The sequence below is a fragment of the Pseudoalteromonas sp. MQS005 genome (assembly GCF_001661605.1).
In the GTDB taxonomy this organism is placed as follows: Bacteria; Pseudomonadota; Gammaproteobacteria; order Enterobacterales; family Alteromonadaceae; genus Pseudoalteromonas; species Pseudoalteromonas tetraodonis.
On the sequence record NZ_LYRQ01000005.1, the window covers coordinates 36,431 to 53,233 of the forward strand.

Annotated in this window: 15 protein-coding genes; 10 read left to right on the forward strand and 5 right to left on the reverse strand. The window is 41.3% G+C overall.

The window, feature by feature from the left end; genetic code table 11:
- Positions 1-15 precede the first annotated feature (15 nt).
- From pspB to A9479_RS03560, 7 genes are all read left to right on the forward strand, one after another.
- On the forward strand, positions 16-249 hold the full coding sequence (gene pspB / locus A9479_RS03530) for an envelope stress response membrane protein PspB (protein WP_008111014.1): 234 nt from the start codon (positions 16-18) through the stop codon (positions 247-249).
- Positions 246-644: an envelope stress response membrane protein PspC gene (gene pspC / locus A9479_RS03535; protein WP_013465440.1), complete on the forward strand. Its 399-nt coding sequence runs from the start codon at positions 246-248 to the stop codon at positions 642-644. The genes pspB and pspC overlap by 4 nt, the downstream gene beginning before the upstream one ends.
- 63 nt (positions 645-707) lie before the next feature.
- Complete coding sequence (locus tag A9479_RS03540; RefSeq protein ID WP_028834043.1) at positions 708-2,126, forward strand: YcjX family protein; 1,419 nt, start codon at positions 708-710, stop codon at positions 2,124-2,126.
- Entirely contained in the window at positions 2,123-3,151 is a 1,029-nt protein-coding gene (locus A9479_RS03545) for a TIGR01620 family protein (protein ID WP_064662713.1), read from the forward strand. The genes A9479_RS03540 and A9479_RS03545 overlap by 4 nt, the downstream gene beginning before the upstream one ends.
- Before the next feature lie 135 nt (positions 3,152-3,286).
- Positions 3,287-4,468, forward strand: a complete 1,182-nt coding sequence (gene megL / locus A9479_RS03550) for a methionine gamma-lyase (RefSeq protein WP_064662714.1) — start codon at positions 3,287-3,289, stop codon at positions 4,466-4,468.
- Between the two features lie 238 nt (positions 4,469-4,706).
- On the forward strand, positions 4,707-5,504 hold the full coding sequence (gene phhA / locus A9479_RS03555) for a phenylalanine 4-monooxygenase (RefSeq protein WP_013465436.1): 798 nt from the start codon (positions 4,707-4,709) through the stop codon (positions 5,502-5,504).
- Between the two features lie 38 nt (positions 5,505-5,542).
- On the forward strand, positions 5,543-5,887 hold the full coding sequence (locus tag A9479_RS03560; RefSeq protein ID WP_013465435.1) for a 4a-hydroxytetrahydrobiopterin dehydratase: 345 nt from the start codon (positions 5,543-5,545) through the stop codon (positions 5,885-5,887).
- Positions 5,888-5,968: 81 nt separating this feature from the next.
- Here A9479_RS03560 and A9479_RS03565 read toward each other — a convergent pair whose 3' ends face one another.
- The 5 genes from A9479_RS03565 to map all read right to left on the reverse strand — a co-directional run bounded on the left by A9479_RS03565 (position 5,969) and on the right by map (position 13,930).
- Positions 5,969-7,999 (reverse strand): BCCT family transporter, encoded by a 2,031-nt coding sequence (locus A9479_RS03565; protein WP_064662715.1) that lies wholly within the window; start codon positions 7,997-7,999, stop codon positions 5,969-5,971.
- A gap of 230 nt (positions 8,000-8,229) precedes the next feature.
- The gene (locus A9479_RS03570; protein ID WP_064662732.1) at positions 8,230-9,246 is read right to left on the reverse strand and encodes a tetratricopeptide repeat protein; all 1,017 of its coding nucleotides are present in this window, start codon (positions 9,244-9,246) and stop codon (positions 8,230-8,232) included.
- A gap of 275 nt (positions 9,247-9,521) precedes the next feature.
- On the reverse strand, positions 9,522-10,349 hold the full coding sequence (gene dapD, locus A9479_RS03575; protein WP_008467531.1) for a 2,3,4,5-tetrahydropyridine-2,6-dicarboxylate N-succinyltransferase: 828 nt from the start codon (positions 10,347-10,349) through the stop codon (positions 9,522-9,524).
- A gap of 9 nt (positions 10,350-10,358) precedes the next feature.
- Positions 10,359-12,977, reverse strand: a complete 2,619-nt coding sequence (glnD, locus tag A9479_RS03580; protein WP_016899280.1) for a [protein-PII] uridylyltransferase — start codon at positions 12,975-12,977, stop codon at positions 10,359-10,361.
- A 167-nt stretch (positions 12,978-13,144) separates the two neighbouring features.
- The gene (map, locus tag A9479_RS03585) at positions 13,145-13,930 is read right to left on the reverse strand and encodes a type I methionyl aminopeptidase (RefSeq protein WP_008467527.1); all 786 of its coding nucleotides are present in this window, start codon (positions 13,928-13,930) and stop codon (positions 13,145-13,147) included.
- A 272-nt stretch (positions 13,931-14,202) separates the two neighbouring features.
- On the opposite strand from map, the gene rpsB reads away from it, so the two are divergent.
- The 3 genes from rpsB to pyrH all read left to right on the forward strand — a co-directional run bounded on the left by rpsB (position 14,203) and on the right by pyrH (position 16,795).
- Positions 14,203-14,931: a 30S ribosomal protein S2 gene (rpsB, locus tag A9479_RS03590; protein ID WP_013465430.1), complete on the forward strand. Its 729-nt coding sequence runs from the start codon at positions 14,203-14,205 to the stop codon at positions 14,929-14,931.
- Between the two features lie 104 nt (positions 14,932-15,035).
- The gene (tsf, locus tag A9479_RS03595) at positions 15,036-15,887 is read left to right on the forward strand and encodes a translation elongation factor Ts (protein WP_013465429.1); all 852 of its coding nucleotides are present in this window, start codon (positions 15,036-15,038) and stop codon (positions 15,885-15,887) included.
- Between the two features lie 158 nt (positions 15,888-16,045).
- On the forward strand, positions 16,046-16,795 hold the full coding sequence (gene pyrH, locus A9479_RS03600; protein ID WP_016899281.1) for a UMP kinase: 750 nt from the start codon (positions 16,046-16,048) through the stop codon (positions 16,793-16,795).
- Positions 16,796-16,803: the final 8 nt, after the last annotated feature.

Consider the following 16,803-nt stretch of genomic DNA (forward strand, 5'->3'; position numbering starts at 1 on the left):
TGTCAGGAGAGGATTATGTTTGATCCAGAGATACTAGTTGCCCCCTTTATCTTATTTATGATTTTTGTTGCGCCACTGTGGTTAATTTTACACTACCGTAGCAAAAAGCAAGTAAGCCAAGGGTTGAGTGAGCATGAGCATCGCCAATTATTGGAGCTTGCACAAAAAGCTGAAAAAATGGCTGATAGAGTAGAAACACTAGAAGCGTTGCTTGATCAAGAGTCACCTCAGTGGAGACAAAAAGTATGAACACTAAACGCGAATTATTCAGAGACCCACAACGCGGCAAAATAGCTGGCGTATGTGCCGGTTTAAGTGACTACTTTAATATGGAGTTATGGTTAGTTCGCATTATATTTGTTAGTGCGGTACTACTAACCGGTGGCCCATTATTTGTGGTAGCGTACATTGCAGCATGGTTTATTTTAGATAAAAAACCTGCTGCAACACATAAAACGCATTCAACTTACAGTGATGACCCACTGGAAGTTAAGTTTAAAGTATGGCAAAAGGGCGAGCCACCTCGTCGTGCATTACAAGACTTAAAAGAGCGTTTAACACGTGTTGATGTTCGCTTACAAGAGATGGAACGTTACGTTACCTCAAGCGAATTTACGGTCAGTCGTGAAATTAATAAACTTTAAAGGATTGATAAGCACCTTGTTTGTAACGTGAACAATTACGGCAGATAGGGTGCAAAACACTTTATGAGCCAATCATTTGCAAAAAAGACCTTTAAAACTTTTAAAGGCAAAGCACAAAAAGCCCTGCACCGTAGTTTAGACCAACATGTTAAGCTTGCTGTAACTGGGTTGAGCGGCAGTGGTAAAACCGCGTTTATCAGTGCGTTAGTTAAGCACTTAACCTCTCAGGCGAATGACAACAACTTACCTTTTTTTGATGTGATGCGCGAGCATCGTCATATTGCCACTAAAATTGTGCCGCAAGAGGCATTAAACGTGCCCACTTTTGATTATAACCGTGCAATGAGTGCCTTACTGCCAATGGAAGGTGACCCTGCTTGGCCGGCGTCTACAGAGCGAATAAATACCCTACGCTTGGCGATTAAATACCAAAGTAATGCGGGTCTGCGAGGTCATTTTTCACCGCAATCAACGTTATACCTTGATATTATTGACTATCCAGGCGAATGGCTGCTCGATTTACCTATGCTTGAACAAAGCTATACTGCGTGGTGTGAACAGCAATACCCATTATTAAATCAGTCTCCTCGCAGCGCTACCTCAGGCGATTTTTTACACGCCGTAGAGCAACTTGACTTACATGCGCCTGTGGATGAAAGTGAGCTTGCTAACATTGCACAACTTTATCAACGCATGCTAGTAGGGCTAAAAAAAGACACCAAACTTGCGATGTTACAACCCGGGCGAATGTTAATGCCAGGCGACTTGCAAGGTGCGCCGTTATTGTTATTTTTTCCAATTAATCCTGAAAAAATGAAAGACGATGTGGTGGCGGGTTCTAATTTAGCGCATTTAATTAAACGTTTTAATGCTTACGTGAAAGAAGTCGTTAAGCCATTTTATAATGAGCATTTTCGTCATTTTGACCGCCAAATTGTGTTGGTTGATGTACTCAGTGCATTAAATGAAGGCCATGAAACTTTGCATGAGCAAAGCCGTGTTATTAATCAATTGTTGGCACATTTTAGTTATGGGGAGTCTGGCTTTTTTAAACGTTTATTCAAACCGAATATTGATAAAATATTGTTTGCTGCTAATAAGTCAGATCACATCAGTGCTAAGCATCATAAAGCGTTAGCCTTGTTACTAGACTCGTTGGTCAAAGAGCAAAGTAATCATTTAAAGTTTGACGGTGTACAAATTGAAACTATGGCTATGTCATCAATTACCGCAACCCAACCTCGCCAAGTGGTTGATAAAGGTCAAACCCTTGATTGCGTTTACGGTAAACCTTTAAATGAGCATGAGTGGCTGACTTATTTACCACCAGAGCCGCCAAGTAGAATGCTTAATAAAAGTGAGTGGCCAGCGCAAGGGTTTGAATTTTTGTCATTTTCGCCGATGCCAAGCCCCGACAAGCAACTTAAACATATTCGATTAGATCATGTGATGCAGTACTTGCTAGGAGATAAATTAACATGAGTGAGTCAACGCAACAGTTTCAAGCAGGGCGTCGTATTAGTGCACAAAGTATTGAGCAAAACGAGCCTGCGTTAACACCTGCTAAAATTATTGAACACGGACAAAGTGATTACACCTCTGAGCTTGAGGATGATGCGCTTGAGCCTGAAGTTGATTTAGAGCCGGTGTATAAAAAGTCAAAATGGCAAACGCTCAAAGGCTTGTTTGCGCTCAGCTTTATTATTTTAGTACTGCTAGAGTTTGGGTTTTCTATTGTGCTTGCTTATCAGCAATCGCTTATTTTGGGCAGTGTTTATTTAACCGCCGTGGTAAGCGGTGTGTTATTAATAACAAGATTGTTATGGCGAGAGTATCGGATGTTGCGCAGTTTAAAGCGTAATCAGCTGCATCGCCATGAAGCCGATAGGTTATTAAACAGTGAGCAAGTGGGTGGTGCACTCCCTTGGCTTGAAAAATTGAACAAGCACCAGCAGTTAGACAATTTTGAAAACTTTAAAAACCAAGTTGCTACGCACCATAGTGATAAAGAAATAATGACACTTTACGCTAATAGCCTACTGGTAAGGCAAGACACCCAAGCTAAAAAGCTTATAAACCGCTTTGCAACAGAGTCAGCCTTATTAGTCGCATTAAGCCCTCTTGCGCTGGTGGATATGATGGCGGTGTTATGGCGCGGTACAAAATTAATTGAACAAATAGGTAAAATTTATGGCATTGGTTTTGGTTACGCCAGTCGCATTAAACTCTATCGAATGCTGTTAAAACAAGTTATGTTTGTAGGCAGTGCAGAGCTTGTATCTGATTTAGCTGCCACGGCACTCAGTGCTGAGCTATTAGGCAAACTTTCAGGGCGAGCCGCGCAAGGCGTCAGTGCGGGTATATTTACAGCACGTATAGGCTATAAAGCCATGGAATTAAGCCGACCCTTACCGCGTCTTGAAAATAAACGCAGCTTGTTAAAAGGCACTGTTCAAGGGGTTGCGAGTAAAATTATGAGTCGCACTAAGAGAGCCGAGAGTAATTAGTTGGCAATATTTGTGTACAGCTTTTTGAGTAAAGTTTGCACAAATAGCCATCTGAGCATCCGGCATGCTTGTGATTTAAAGTGCGGTGCGTTTTATTTATGTAATTGACACACATAATAAAAACGAGAGCACACAATGAGCAAGCATCATCCACACACCCAATGTATCCATGGCCCACAAAAAGCCAATGATCCCCATGGCGCATTAACCTCGCCATTATACCAAACATCGACATTTCATTTTGAAAATGCTGCGCAGGGTGCTGCACGGTTTGCTGGCGATGAGCCAGGTTATATTTATACGCGTTTGGGTAACCCTACCACCACTGAACTTGAACAAAAAGTGGCGCAATTAGAGGGCTGTGAGGCTGCAGCGGCAACGGCTACAGGTATGGGAGCGGTATCGGCTTCGGTACTGAGCTTTTTATCACAAGGCGATCACTTAGTTGCATCAAGTGCGCTTTATGGCTGCACCTTTGCTTTTTTTGCGCATATGTTGCCGCGTTGGGGCATTGAAGTCACCTTTGTGGATATGACCAATGAAGATGAGTTACGTGCTGCAATAAAGCCAAACTCAAAAATGATATTTGCAGAGACACCGATAAACCCAACGATGGCCGTTATTGATTTAGCACTTATTGGTGATGTAGCAAAACAGCATAATTTAATAAGTGTGGTCGACAATACCTTTTTAACGCCGCTGCTACAGTCACCTAAACAATACGGCATCGATATTATTATGCACAGTGCTACCAAGTATTTAAATGGTCACGGCGATGTAGTCGCAGGTATTGTGTGTGGATCCCTTGAGCACATTACACAGATTAAAATGACCGTGCTTAAAGATATAGGCGCGACGATTAGCCCACACGATGCATGGTTAATTAACCGAGGTTTAAAAACATTAGCTATACGGGTAGAGCGTCATTGGCAGAGTGCGCAAACGATTGCTGAATATTTAGAGGCTCACCCTCAAGTGAGTAAAGTGTACTATCCTGGACTGAAGTCGCACCCAGGTCATCGGTTTATTGGTAAGCAAATGAAGGCTGCTGGCGGTGTTATTGCTTTTGAAATTAAAGGGAGTTTAACCGACGGTGAGCAGTTTATTGATAGCATGAAGCTATGTACTTTAGCGGTTAGCTTAGGCGATGCTGAAACACTTATTCAACACCCTGCATCGATGACCCATTCGCCTTACACACCGGAAGAAAGATTAGCAGCCGGAATTAGTGATGGTTTAATTCGCTTATCTGTTGGGCTTGAAGATGTTAATGATATTATTAACGATCTCAACCAAGCATTTACTAAAATATCGTAACGTGTAATTTATTGTTTACATTGGTTTCGATTTGTAAGCGCTGTTAAATATGGGGTGTGTTTTTATCTTTGCTCTGGTGTAATTATAAATTTACGATCTGTGCAATATGCGAAAGTATTGATCTGAGTCAAGCTATTAAACTTTTGTTCACTTTTGCATAGTATGACTACATCGAATAGCCGAGCACGTGGCTATTATTTTGACACCGATTTAGGGTTTAAACCCAAAGAAGGTATTTATGGCTAAAGCAAGTAATTACACCTCTAAAACACCAGATGAAAATGGCGTTATACATTGGAGCGATGAAGAAAATAAAATTTGGTCTGAGCTTGTAGCACGCCAACTTGCGTGCATTGAAGGCAAAGCCTGTGACGAGTACATGGAAGGGTTAAAAAAAATTAATCTACCGCATGATCGTATTCCACAGCTAAGTGAGCTAAACGAAGTGCTATTGGCAACAACAGGTTGGCAAGTAGCACCTGTACCTGCACTTATCGACTTTGATGAGTTTTTTAGACTACTGGCCAACAAGCAGTTTCCTGTTGCTACGTTTATTCGTAGCCGTGAAGAATTTGATTATTTACAAGAGCCCGATATTTTTCATGAAATATTCGGCCACTGTGCCATGCTAACAAATCCTGACTTTGCTGAATTTACGCATAAATACGGGCAACTAGGTTACGCGGCAGAGAAAAAAGACCGCGTTTATTTAGCGCGCATGTATTGGTTTACGGTCGAATTTGGTTTGATGCAAACTGAAAAAGGATTACGTATTTACGGGGGCGGTATTTTATCAAGCCCAGGAGAAACCCAATACGTGTACTCTGATACACCAGAAATTAATCCAATGAATGTGCTAGATGTGCTGCGCACGCCATACCGTATTGATATTATGCAGCCGCTGTACTACACCATTAATTCGATTCATGATCTGTTTGAAATATCGCAAATGGATATAATGACTTTAGTTGAGCAAGCTAAGGCGCTTGGTTTACACGAGCCGAAATTTCCCCCAAAAGAAAAATTAGCTAGTTAGTTTTTTAATAAAAGTAACACTAGAATTAAGGATTTAAAATGTCTTCATTAAGTGAACAAAAATGTGAAGCCTGTCATGCAGATGCTCCAAAAGTATCAGATGCAGAATTGGCTGAATTAATTAAAAAAATCCCTGATTGGGTGCCTGAAGTACGCGACGGTATTATGCAATTAGAGCGCGTTTATAAGTTTAAAAACTTTAAGCAGGCCATTGCATTTACTAATAAAGTTGGCGATATGGCTGAAGATGAAGGCCATCACCCTGGTCTATTAACCGAATGGGGTAAAGTAACTGTTACTTGGTGGAGCCATTCAATTAAAGGTTTGCATAAAAACGATTTTATTTGTGCCGCTAAAACAGACGATGTATTTAACGCGCTGTAATTATATTTGAGTAAATAAAAAGGCACTTTACAGTGCCTTTTTTATTTTTAATTACCATTTTACCAATATTGACTGCATCCGTTAAGCTTTATCGGTATTTAACATGTCATCATGTTCGGCCATATCCCAAGGAAGTTCGCCTGGGCTATTACCTAGAAAGTGTAAGTAGTTCTCAAATTGGTCAAGAATATCTTTCACAATATCATCTTCAGTGTAGCCATAAACATCGTATGACAGACCACCGCGACGTAAAAACACGTCGGCCTTATAATACTTTTCAGCATCGTTGTTATCAGGCTTTAGCTCTGAGTAAGCAAAGCTTGGCATAGGATGCTCGGTAAGGCGAATATCATAAACAAAATCCACATGTTCATGGCGCAGTACCGTTAAATGAGCGCGGCCTAAATCCGTATCAAATTCCACCACTGCATGCCATTGTCTAGATTTCAATTCTGCTTGTACGGCTTTCATTGCCTCAACTACCACGCTACCAATAAAAGTATGTACTTTTTCTTTATTAGGGTAATTGACCATAGCCGCTAAACGACGCTTCCAGTGAGACAAGTTAATGTTGCGGCTATTAAGTGTATGTGCTTGCAAGCTGGTGTCTCGATGGCCTTCAATTTTTAGAGCTCGCCAAAGCCCCGCCGTGGCAATTAGCATAATAATAGCAAAGGGTAAGGCACTGGCTATGGTCATGGTTTGCAGCGCACTTAGTCCGCCTGCCACTAATAAAACAGCCGCCACAGCACCTTCAAGTACCGCCCAAAACACGCGTTGCCAAGCTGGAGTATTAATGCTTCCTCCAGAGGCGAGTGAATCAATGACTAAAGAGCCTGAATCAGATGATGTAACAAAAAAAGTTATGATCAAAATGACAGTGAGCAGTGAAATGAAAAATGACAGTGGTAACACTTCAAATAATTGAAATAATGCGACGGCATGATTTGCTTGTACATCGCCAATAAGGGTATCAAATCCCTCATTCATAATTAAGTTAAGTGCGGTATCACCAAAGACTGAAAACCATAAAAAGGTAAAAATAGTGGGAACTAACATTACCCCAACAACAAATTGTCGGATGGTTCTGCCGCGGCTAATTTTTGCGATGAACATACCCACAAACGGTGCCCACGCAATCGTCCAGCCAAATATAAATAAGGTCCAGTTACCAATCCAATCACTGCGGCTGTATGCCTGTAAATTAAAGGTACGTTCAACAATGCCGCTTAGGTAACTGCCGGTATTTTGTAAAAATGATTCTAAGATGTGAATAGTTGGGCCAATGAAAAACACAAAAGCCATTAGTGAAACCGCTAAGGTCATATTCACAATTGATAATCGCTTGACCCCTTTATCCATACCGGCCACCACTGAGAGTGTTGCTGCCGCAGTAATTACGGCAATCGCGGTAATTTGCACTGTGGTATTAATAGGGATGTTTGGCCATAAGTAATGTAGGCCAGCATTTATTTGAGTCACCGAAAGCCCTAGTGTAGTGGCAATACCAAATAAAGTACCTAATATGGCAAATACATCCACAGTATGGCCGATTGGGCCATAAATTTTATCGCCAATAAGTGGATACAAGGCAGAGCGAATAGACAGTGGTAAGCCATGGCGAAATGCAAAATAAGCAAGCACTAAACCAACAATTCCATAGATAGCCCAAATATGAAATCCCCAATGGAAAAAGGCAATTTGCATTGCCTGCTTGGCGGCATCAACGGTTTCAGCCGCCCCCGATGGCGGGGATGCGTAATGCAGCACAGGTTCAGCAACACCAAAGTAAAGCAGTGCCACGCCATAACCGGCAGAAAAGAGCATGGCAAACCATTCACCAAAGCTGTATTGTGGCTGTGCATGATCAGGGCCTAATTTTATATTCCCCCAGCTAGAAGCCGCGACTGAGACAATAAATACCAAGAAAATAGCGACAGACAACATATAAAACCAGCCAAAGGTTTCTGTTATCCACATAAGGGCAACACTAAATGCCTGACCAGCGAGTTCAGGGTTACTACTTGTACCAATCACCAAAAGTAGAATAATAAATACTGCAGGCAAAAATACAGGTAGCAAAATGGTTGAGCGTAAAGCAGTTTTTGTCATATTAATCCTTAATATTAATTGCTAACTTTCAAGTATGCCTGACTACCTTATTATAAATTCACTAGGGTTGGCTAATTTTGCAGCTTAAAAATGTCACTTTTTTAAATTAAAGTTAATATTTACAGCAGCTTGGTTTTAAAAAAGAAAGTAAGAGAAAGTTGATGTGAGAGTATTAAAGTATTTATTTTAGAGGGGTATAGCCTTATATAGGCTAAGGACTAAATCGAGTCTTAGCATTTCCAATCACATTGCTTTACCAGCTCAAACCAAGGGCTGGTAAAGTCCTTAGCGACAATAGGGGCGGGTAAGGTTACAGCTACATCTAGCTTGTTGGCTAAATAGCGCGCGACTAGTTGTTTCATTTTATCGCTTTCTAATTGCTCATACGCTGTTTGTAACTGTTGTTTGTCTTTTTGGCTTATAAAACCCCCAGTCAAATTTTTGTAGCCTATTTCAAGCCAAAAGAGTAATGCTTGTTTCGCTTCATTGGGAAAGGCATGGGTTAATGTGGCCGTTGGGCTATAGAGTCGCTCAAAATTAATTTGCTGCTCTTGAATCAAAAAAACCATTAATAAATTAAGCCCGGTTGAGATTTGCCCCGCGCGTTTATCAATGTTTTGGTTATTTCTTAATGCACTTCTAAAATAGCGCTCAGCTTCGGGTATATTGCCCTCATCCAGGGCTAAATAACCTAAGTTACTTTCTATCAGTGCGGTTACATTGGGAAGCTGTAATTGTGTGGTGATCTTATGACTGTCGAGGTATAAAGCACGCGCTTTTGCAAAGTCATCTTGCGAGCGAGCAACCAATGCCATACTGTTGGTGAGTGTTAAGCGTTGACGATCGTTTTGCGCATATTTGTAAGCACATTTAAATGAGTACTGGGCATCGTCTAAATATTCTGCATGGCGAAGCCATATTCCCAAGGCACTCATAATGGTGGTCAGTTTTTGTTTGAAATAATCAGTTTGATGATGCTGAAATATTGCGTCAATCGATGTATAAAGCTCGTCATAGTGACTTGTAGGTACTGCTGTACGGGCATAGATAAGGTGCCAGCGGATAAATAATTCTGGCGGCATGAGTTGTAACCCTGTGAGGTTTTCTAAAATAGTAATAGATTGAGCTGGATTAACAGTAAGATAATCTTCGGCTTCGTCTAATTTTTTTTCAAAGGTATTGAAGTCATTAGCAAAGACGTGTTTTGAACATAATAATATCAACCAACTTATTACAAAAAGCCGCAACAACTTAACCTCGACAATCGAACTATGCGTTAATTCACTATAGTTGTAGGCATCTAACAAAGCAACGCCATTAAAGGGGACAGGTTTGTGAGAAAGTATTTTAAAATCACTAAAAAAGCCCTAAAGCTATACAAGCTTAGGGCTTTTTCTGTATGTAATTAAATTTTAGCGAATACACATTAACTTAATGTGTCGTTGGGTTTTGTTTTATTCAACCCAACCTACGTTTAACATCAACCTGCTTAGCGCTAACAGCTAAAAACTTACAGCTGCTCTTAATCATCAATCGAGCGCAGTAGGGCATTAATGCCCACTTTTTCGCGAGTTTGTTTATCTACTTTTTTCACAATAATAGCCGCATACAAGCTATGGCTGCCATCTTTTGAAGGCAGTGCACCTGGAACCACAACAGCGCCGGCAGGTACGCGGCCATAGTGAATTTCACCGGTTTCACGGTCGTAAATACGGGTGCTTTGGCTAATGTAAACCCCCATTGAAATAACGGCGCCTTCTTCAACAATTACGCCTTCAACAATTTCTGAACGTGCGCCAATAAAACAGTTGTCTTCAATGATGGTAGGATTCGCTTGTAACGGCTCTAAAACGCCGCCTATGCCTACGCCGCCAGATAAGTGTACATTCTTACCAATTTGAGCACATGAGCCCACAGTCGCCCATGTATCAACCATGGTGCCATCGTCAACAAATGCACCTATGTTTACGTACGATGGCATTAATACGACATTTTTACCTACAAAGCTGCCTTTACGAGCAACGGCGTTGGGTACGACACGCATGCCGCCTTGCTGAAATTGCTCCGGCGTGTAGTCGCTAAATTTAAGCGGTACTTTGTCGTAAAATTGGTTTACGCCGTCGTTCATTGGCTGATTTTCACGAATTCTAAATGAAAGTAGTACTGCTTTTTTAAGCCACTGGTGAACAACCCATTCGCCTGAAATTTTCTCTGCAACGCGAGCAGCGCCGCTATCTAATAGCTCAAGCGCATCTATAATCGCTTGTTTAACATCGCTTGATACTGTAGCAGGGCTAATGCTGTCGCGGTTATCCCACGCATTTTCAATCATGGTTTTTAAATCTGACATAGTGTCCTCTTATTCAATTTCGGCGTTGAGTTTTTTACGTAATGCCTGATGAATTTTTGCTTGCTCTTCATCAGTCAGCGCTTGATATTCGTTATTTGATACCACAAAGAAATCTTCTGCACGTTCGCCTACCGTGGTAATACGTGCGGCATGTATGTGGAGTAAGTAAGCTTGAAAAACCTCGGCTATTTTAGTTAATAGTCCAGGTATATCAACCGCTTGAATTTCTATTAAGCTACGATCCTTACGAGGGTGCGGGCGCAGTACAATTTTAGGTTTAATATTAAAGTCTTTAAAACGCTGTGATCGGCTCTTTTTAAAGCGTATTTTTTTACGTGGATCATGAAGCGCTTGCTCTAATCCGCGTTTAATCGATTGTGCGCGGCTACTGGCAATCGGATCGCCGTTAACTTCTAAAATAACAAAGTTGAACAGTACGTAGCCATCTTTGGTGGTCAGTACTTGGGCGTGCTGAATTTGCGCTTTTTTAGAGCCAATAACACTTACCAGTCGAGCAAAGAGGGCACCTGAATAGGGGCTATAAGCAAACACTTGGGTACCGCCATGCATCGCTTTATTAGAAACGATAACACTGGGCTGGCTTAAATCAGTGCACTTGAGTAAGTGCTCAGTATGCCAAGAAATTTGTTGCTCACTAAAAGCGGTAAAGTAATTTGCTTTAAAACGGCTCCAAATTAAGTCAATTTGCTCCTCGTGATAATGCAAATTAAGCAGGCGTTGCTTAGCTTGGTGCTTTTTATCACGAATTTGGTCGCGTTGATCCATTGGGTTTTCAAGCCCGAGGCGCAAGGCGCGCTGTGTGTGCAAATAAAGCTCGCGCAGCAGCGTGTTTTTCCAGTCATTCCATAGGTTGTCATTGGTGGCTCGAATATCAGCCACGGTTAAACAATAGAGGTAATCGAGTTGGCGTTCGGTTTTTACTCGCGATGCAAAATCTTTTATTACATCGGGATCGTTAATATCTTTACGTTGCGCAGTTACCGACATTAGTAAGTGGTTGCTTACTAACCACGCTATGAGCTTACCATCTGAAGAGGCAAAGCCATGCAGCTTTGAAAACGCTATGGCATCAACAGCGCCCAGCTCTGAGTGATCTCCTCCTCGCCCCTTAGCAATATCATGAAAAATACCAGCCAAATACAGTAATTCGGGTTTATCCATGCGCGTAACTATTTCACTGCAAATTGGAAAGTCACTAATGCTGGTTTTATCGAAGTATTGGTAAATATTATTAATTAATTTATGGGTATGTTCATCTACGGTATAGGCATGAAACAAATCAAACTGCATTTGGCCAAAAATATTGCGCCACTGCGGAAGGTAAGCGGCAATCATGCCGTGCTTATGCATTAGCGTAAATGCACGGCCCATGCCGTTAGGGTGCTTTATAATACGTAAAAAAGCTTCGCGGCACGCGGCATAATCTTGTAAGTCACCTAATAAGCGACGACGTACTTGGCGGATAGTTCGGATAGTGCTTGGGTATATATGGGTAATTTCTGGGTGATCAGCAATGTGCTCAAATAATACAAAAAGTTGGTCACGCCTAAAAAATACTGACGGACTTTTTACCCGAATTTGATGGCCCACGCGTTCAAAGTTACGATCAAGTTCTTCAACAGTGGCTTGGCTGCTGTCTGGTGAAATACTTTGCTCAAAGTACGAAAGTAGCATTTGATTAAGTTCACGCACCCGGCTCATTATTCTGAACAAGCGTTTCATCATGCGCTCAACAGAGGCTTTACCATCACTACCAAAACCCAAAATTTCAGCCGCTTGCGGTTGGTGATCGAATAATAAACGGTTTTCTGAGCGACCCGCGGCTAAATGCAAAGCAAAGCGAATGTTCCATAAATTTTCAAGGCACTCTAACAGTTCTTGGTATTCTTCGTGAGTTAGGTAGCCGTGATTTATCAGCTCTTGCAGGGTTTCGGCTCTAAAGTGTTTTTTAGCAACCCAAATAATGGTTTGTAAATCGCGCAGCCCGCCTGGATTTTCTTTTATATTAGGCTCTAGATTATAAGCCGTACCATGACATTTTTTGTGGCGTAAATTTTGCTCTTGTACTTTTGCAACAAAGAACTCTCCAGAGCCCCATACAGGCCTTTCGATGAGGTGACTTTTGAGCTTTTCGAATTCAATATGGTTGCCGAAAATTAATCGGCTTTCTAGTAGGCTGGTGGCAAAGGTAACATCTTCACGTTTTTGCTCTATGGCTTGTTCAATGGTACGTACACTGTGACCTATTTCTAAATTAAGATCCCACAGCATAGTGACAAACTGGCCTATTTTTTCGCAAATATCGTCATTGGGTTGCTGGGTAACAAGCAGTAAAAAGTCAATGTCGGAGTAGGGATGAAGTTCACCGCGACCATAACCTCCTACAGCAATTAAAGCGAGATCTGGCTCGTGGGCTAAATCGAAAACATGAAAGAGTTTAATCAGTAACCGGTCTATAAATTCTGCACGGGCGTTTATTAGATTACCAACGGGTTGTTTTGAGAATTCATTATGCAACCATTTATAAAAATAGGCGGAGCAATCGCGGTATTCGCTAAGTTGCTGAGCATCATTGAGCAACTTTTTTACTTTGTTAGGTAATGCCACTTAGGCTGGCTCCTATATATGGACTGCATTATAAGTCTTGGATTAAGTTATTTTTATACTGTGTTTGCTGCAAAGGGAATAAATCATGTTATTTCCCTTTGCAGCAAACCACTTAATCTGTACGCAGGCTAAAGCCTGTTATTACTATGATTAAGCACACACTACTATTAGTGCTCGATGATTCTATCGATAGTATCATCTGATCGTAGTGTTAAAATTTCAACACCATTTTCAGTTACCAGTAAGGTATGTTCCCACTGAGCTGATAAACTACGGTCTTTTGTTACCACAGTCCAGTCGTCTTTTAGTAATTTACATTGGCGTTTGCCTGCATTGACCATGGGCTCGATTGTTAAACACATACCGGCTTTTAATGTTTCGCCTGTACCTGGTTTTCCGTAGTGCATTACCTGTGGTTCTTCATGAAATTCACTGCCAATACCGTGCCCGCAGTATTCACGTACGATAGAGTAATTAAAGCTCTCTGCATATTTTTGAATAGCTGCACCAATATCACCAAGGCGAACACCCGGTTTTACCATTTTAATGGCAAGGTAAAGGCTTTCTTGAGTCACTTCTGCAAGGCGTTTGCCTTGAATGTTAGGTGTGCCAACATGGAACATTTTTGAAGTATCACCATGGTAACCATCTTTAATAACAGTAATGTCAATATTGACACTGTCACCGTCTTTTAATGCTTTGTCGTTCGGAATTCCGTGACAAATTACATGATTTACCGAGGTACAAATTGATTTTGGAAAACCATGATAATTAAGAGGAGCAGGAACGGCATCTTGCACATTAACAATATAATCATGACAAATTGTATTTAGCTCATCGGTGGTGATACCTGGTACCACATGTGGTTCGATCATTTCTAGCACATCAGCAGCCAAACGGCCGGCTACACGCATTTTCTCGATTTCTTCAGGGGTCTTAATCACAGCGCTCATTGAGGCTCCAAAGTTGCGTTTTTAGATGATTATCGTCGCACAATTTTTGCACGAGACGTTGAGTATTTAATTTTAATATGGTATAAAGCGCGCCGTCTTTTTACAAATAAATTCTTAAATGATTTTTTGTATTTAAGGCAAACACAATTTTATTTTAACACACACACGTATCGTCACATACACTTGGGTGCATTTCAGTTTCATTTAACTGCGGTGTTGGTGCTATGGGATATGTGGAGGCCTAACCCTAAACAACTTAGAGGATTTACAAAATGGCAAACGTTTCAATGCGCGATATGCTTCAAGCTGGTGTTCACTTTGGTCACCAAGCACGTTACTGGAACCCTAAGATGAAACCTTTCATCTTCGGCGCACGTAACCGTGTACATATCATCAACCTTGAGCAAACTGTACCAATGTTCAACACTGCACTTAAGTTTTTATCTGGTGCTGCTGCAAACAAAGGTAAAGTTCTTTTCGTTGGTACTAAGCGCGCAGCAAGCGAAGCAGTAAAAGAAGCTGCTTTACAAAGCGATCAATTCTTCGTTAACCACCGTTGGTTAGGCGGCATGTTGACTAACTGGAAAACAGTTCGTCAATCAATCAAGCGTCTTAAAGACCTTGAAGCTCAAAGCCAAGACGGTACTTTCGAGAAGTTAACTAAGAAAGAAGCGTTAATGCTTACTCGTGAAATGGACAAGCTTGAAAAAAGCCTTGGTGGTATTAAAAACATGGGTGGCCTTCCAGACGCTATCTTTGTAATCGATGCTGACCACGAGCACATTGCTATCCGTGAAGCTAACAACCTAGGTATCCCAGTTGTTGCAATCGTTGATACTAACTCTAACCCAGACGGTGTTGATTACATCGTACCTGGTAACGATGATGCTATCCGTGCAATCAACCTTTACACTAGTGCTGTTGCAGCTGCGATCACTGAAGGCCGTGAGAGTAACATCGTTGCTCAAGCTGAAAAAGATGACTTCGTAGAAGCTGAGTAATTAGCTGTCATCAAGTCTTCATCTTTTAAAGGTGAAGACTTGCTATTCTTGTGGAGCGGGTAACCCGCTTATCTAAACCTGATTTCAGATTTGAGGATTTACTAATGGCTGTAACTACTGCCCTAGTTAAAGAATTACGCGAGCGTACTGGCGCTGGCATGATGGATTGTAAAAAAGCGTTAACTGAGACTGATGGTGACATCGAGTTAGCGATTGAAAACATGCGTAAGAGCGGTGCTGCAAAGGCTGCTAAAAAAGCAGGTAACATCGCTGCTGAAGGTACTATCATCATCAAGCAAAACGCGGGTGTTGCAGTACTTGTAGAAGTTAACTGTCAAACTGACTTCGTAGCTAAAGATGCAAGCTTCTTAGCATTTGCTAATAAAGTTGCAGATGCTGCTATTGCTGACACTTCATCTATCGAAGACTTACAAGCTAAGTTTGAAGAAGATCGTGTTGAGCTAGTAACTAAAATTGGTGAAAACATCAATGTACGTCGTCTTCAGTACATCACTGGTGAGCAACTAGTTGAGTACCGTCACGGCGAGCGTATTGGTGTTGTTGTTGCAGGTGTTGCTGATGAAGAAACACTTAAGCACGTTGCAATGCACGTTGCTGCTTCAAACCCAGACTACCTAACGCCAGATGATGTACCTGCTGATGTTGTTGAAAAAGAAAAGCAAGTACAAATCGACATCGCGATGAATGAAGGCAAGCCTGCTGAAATCGCTGAGAAGATGGTTGTTGGTCGTATGAAAAAATTCACTGGTGAGGTTTCTCTTACTGGTCAAGCTTTCATCATGGAACCTAAAAAGTCTGTTGGCGAAATTCTTAAAGAGAAAAACGCAACAGTTACTGGCTTTGTACGTATGGAAGTTGGTGCAGGTATCGAGAAGAAAGAAGAAGATTTTGCTGCTGAAGTTGCTGCTCAAATTGCAGCTGCTAAAGCTAAGTAAGATTAGCTATTTGTGATGCCAAAGGAAAATACATGCAATTAAAGTACTATTTGCTTTTGCGTCACGCTTAGAAATTCTTTAAAATAACCGCGCTTTTATGTTTAACATAAGCGCGGTTATTTTTTATCCATAATTCAATAAAAGTTGGCCCCAAAACTATGACTATCAATCGCAAACCTATTTTTAGACGTGTTCTTCTCAAATTAAGTGGTGAAGCTTTAATGGGAGACGAAGGCTTCGGCATCGACCCTAAAGTTTTAGATCGTATGGCACAAGAAATTAAAGAGCTCGTAGAACTCGACGTAGAAGTGGGTTTAGTTATTGGTGGCGGTAACTTTTTACGTGGTGGCTCACTAGCCGAAGCGGGTATGAACCGCGTTGTTGGTGACCACATGGGTATGCTTGCAACCGTCATGAATGGCCTTGCTATGCGTGATGCGTTGCACCGTGCATTTGTAAATTGCCGTTTAATGTCAGCCATTCCTTTAAATGGCGTATGTGATGCATATAACTGGGCAGAAGCCATTAGCTTATTAAAAACAGGTCGCGTTGTTATTTTTGCAGCCGGTACGGGTAACCCGTTCTTCACAACTGACTCTGCAGCGTGTTTACGTGGCATTGAAATTGAAGCTGACACAGTAATTAAAGCAACCAAAGTAGATGGTGTATTTAGCGATGATCCGGTTAAAAACCCAGATGCGACACTTTACCGTCACTTAAGCTACAATGAAATTATTGATAAAGAACTAAAAGTAATGGATTTAGCGGCATTTACATTAGCTCGCGACCATAATATGCCATTGAGCGTATTTAATATGAATAAATCAGGCGCATTAAAACGCGTAATAATGGGTGAAGAAGAAGGAACCCTTATTTCTTCACAAGCCTCAGATGAAGTTAGTAACTAGATTAGGAT

Coding starts and splice junctions, on each gene's coding strand:
- pspC (WP_013465440.1), top strand. CDS start 246: ATGAACACTAAACGCGAATTATTCAGAGACCCACAACGCGGCAAAATA.
- A9479_RS03540 (WP_028834043.1), top strand. CDS start 708: ATGAGCCAATCATTTGCAAAAAAGACCTTTAAAACTTTTAAAGGCAAA.
- rpsB (WP_013465430.1), top strand. CDS start 14,203: ATGGCAAACGTTTCAATGCGCGATATGCTTCAAGCTGGTGTTCACTTT.
- A9479_RS03545 (WP_064662713.1), top strand. CDS start 2,123: ATGAGTGAGTCAACGCAACAGTTTCAAGCAGGGCGTCGTATTAGTGCA.
- pspB (WP_008111014.1), top strand. CDS start 16: ATGTTTGATCCAGAGATACTAGTTGCCCCCTTTATCTTATTTATGATT.
- dapD (WP_008467531.1), bottom strand. CDS start 10,349: ATGTCAGATTTAAAAACCATGATTGAAAATGCGTGGGATAACCGCGAC.
- A9479_RS03565 (WP_064662715.1), bottom strand. CDS start 7,999: ATGACAAAAACTGCTTTACGCTCAACCATTTTGCTACCTGTATTTTTG.
- tsf (WP_013465429.1), top strand. CDS start 15,036: ATGGCTGTAACTACTGCCCTAGTTAAAGAATTACGCGAGCGTACTGGC.
- map (WP_008467527.1), bottom strand. CDS start 13,930: ATGAGCGCTGTGATTAAGACCCCTGAAGAAATCGAGAAAATGCGTGTA.
- megL (WP_064662714.1), top strand. CDS start 3,287: ATGAGCAAGCATCATCCACACACCCAATGTATCCATGGCCCACAAAAA.
- phhA (WP_013465436.1), top strand. CDS start 4,707: ATGGCTAAAGCAAGTAATTACACCTCTAAAACACCAGATGAAAATGGC.
- pyrH (WP_016899281.1), top strand. CDS start 16,046: ATGACTATCAATCGCAAACCTATTTTTAGACGTGTTCTTCTCAAATTA.
- A9479_RS03560 (WP_013465435.1), top strand. CDS start 5,543: ATGTCTTCATTAAGTGAACAAAAATGTGAAGCCTGTCATGCAGATGCT.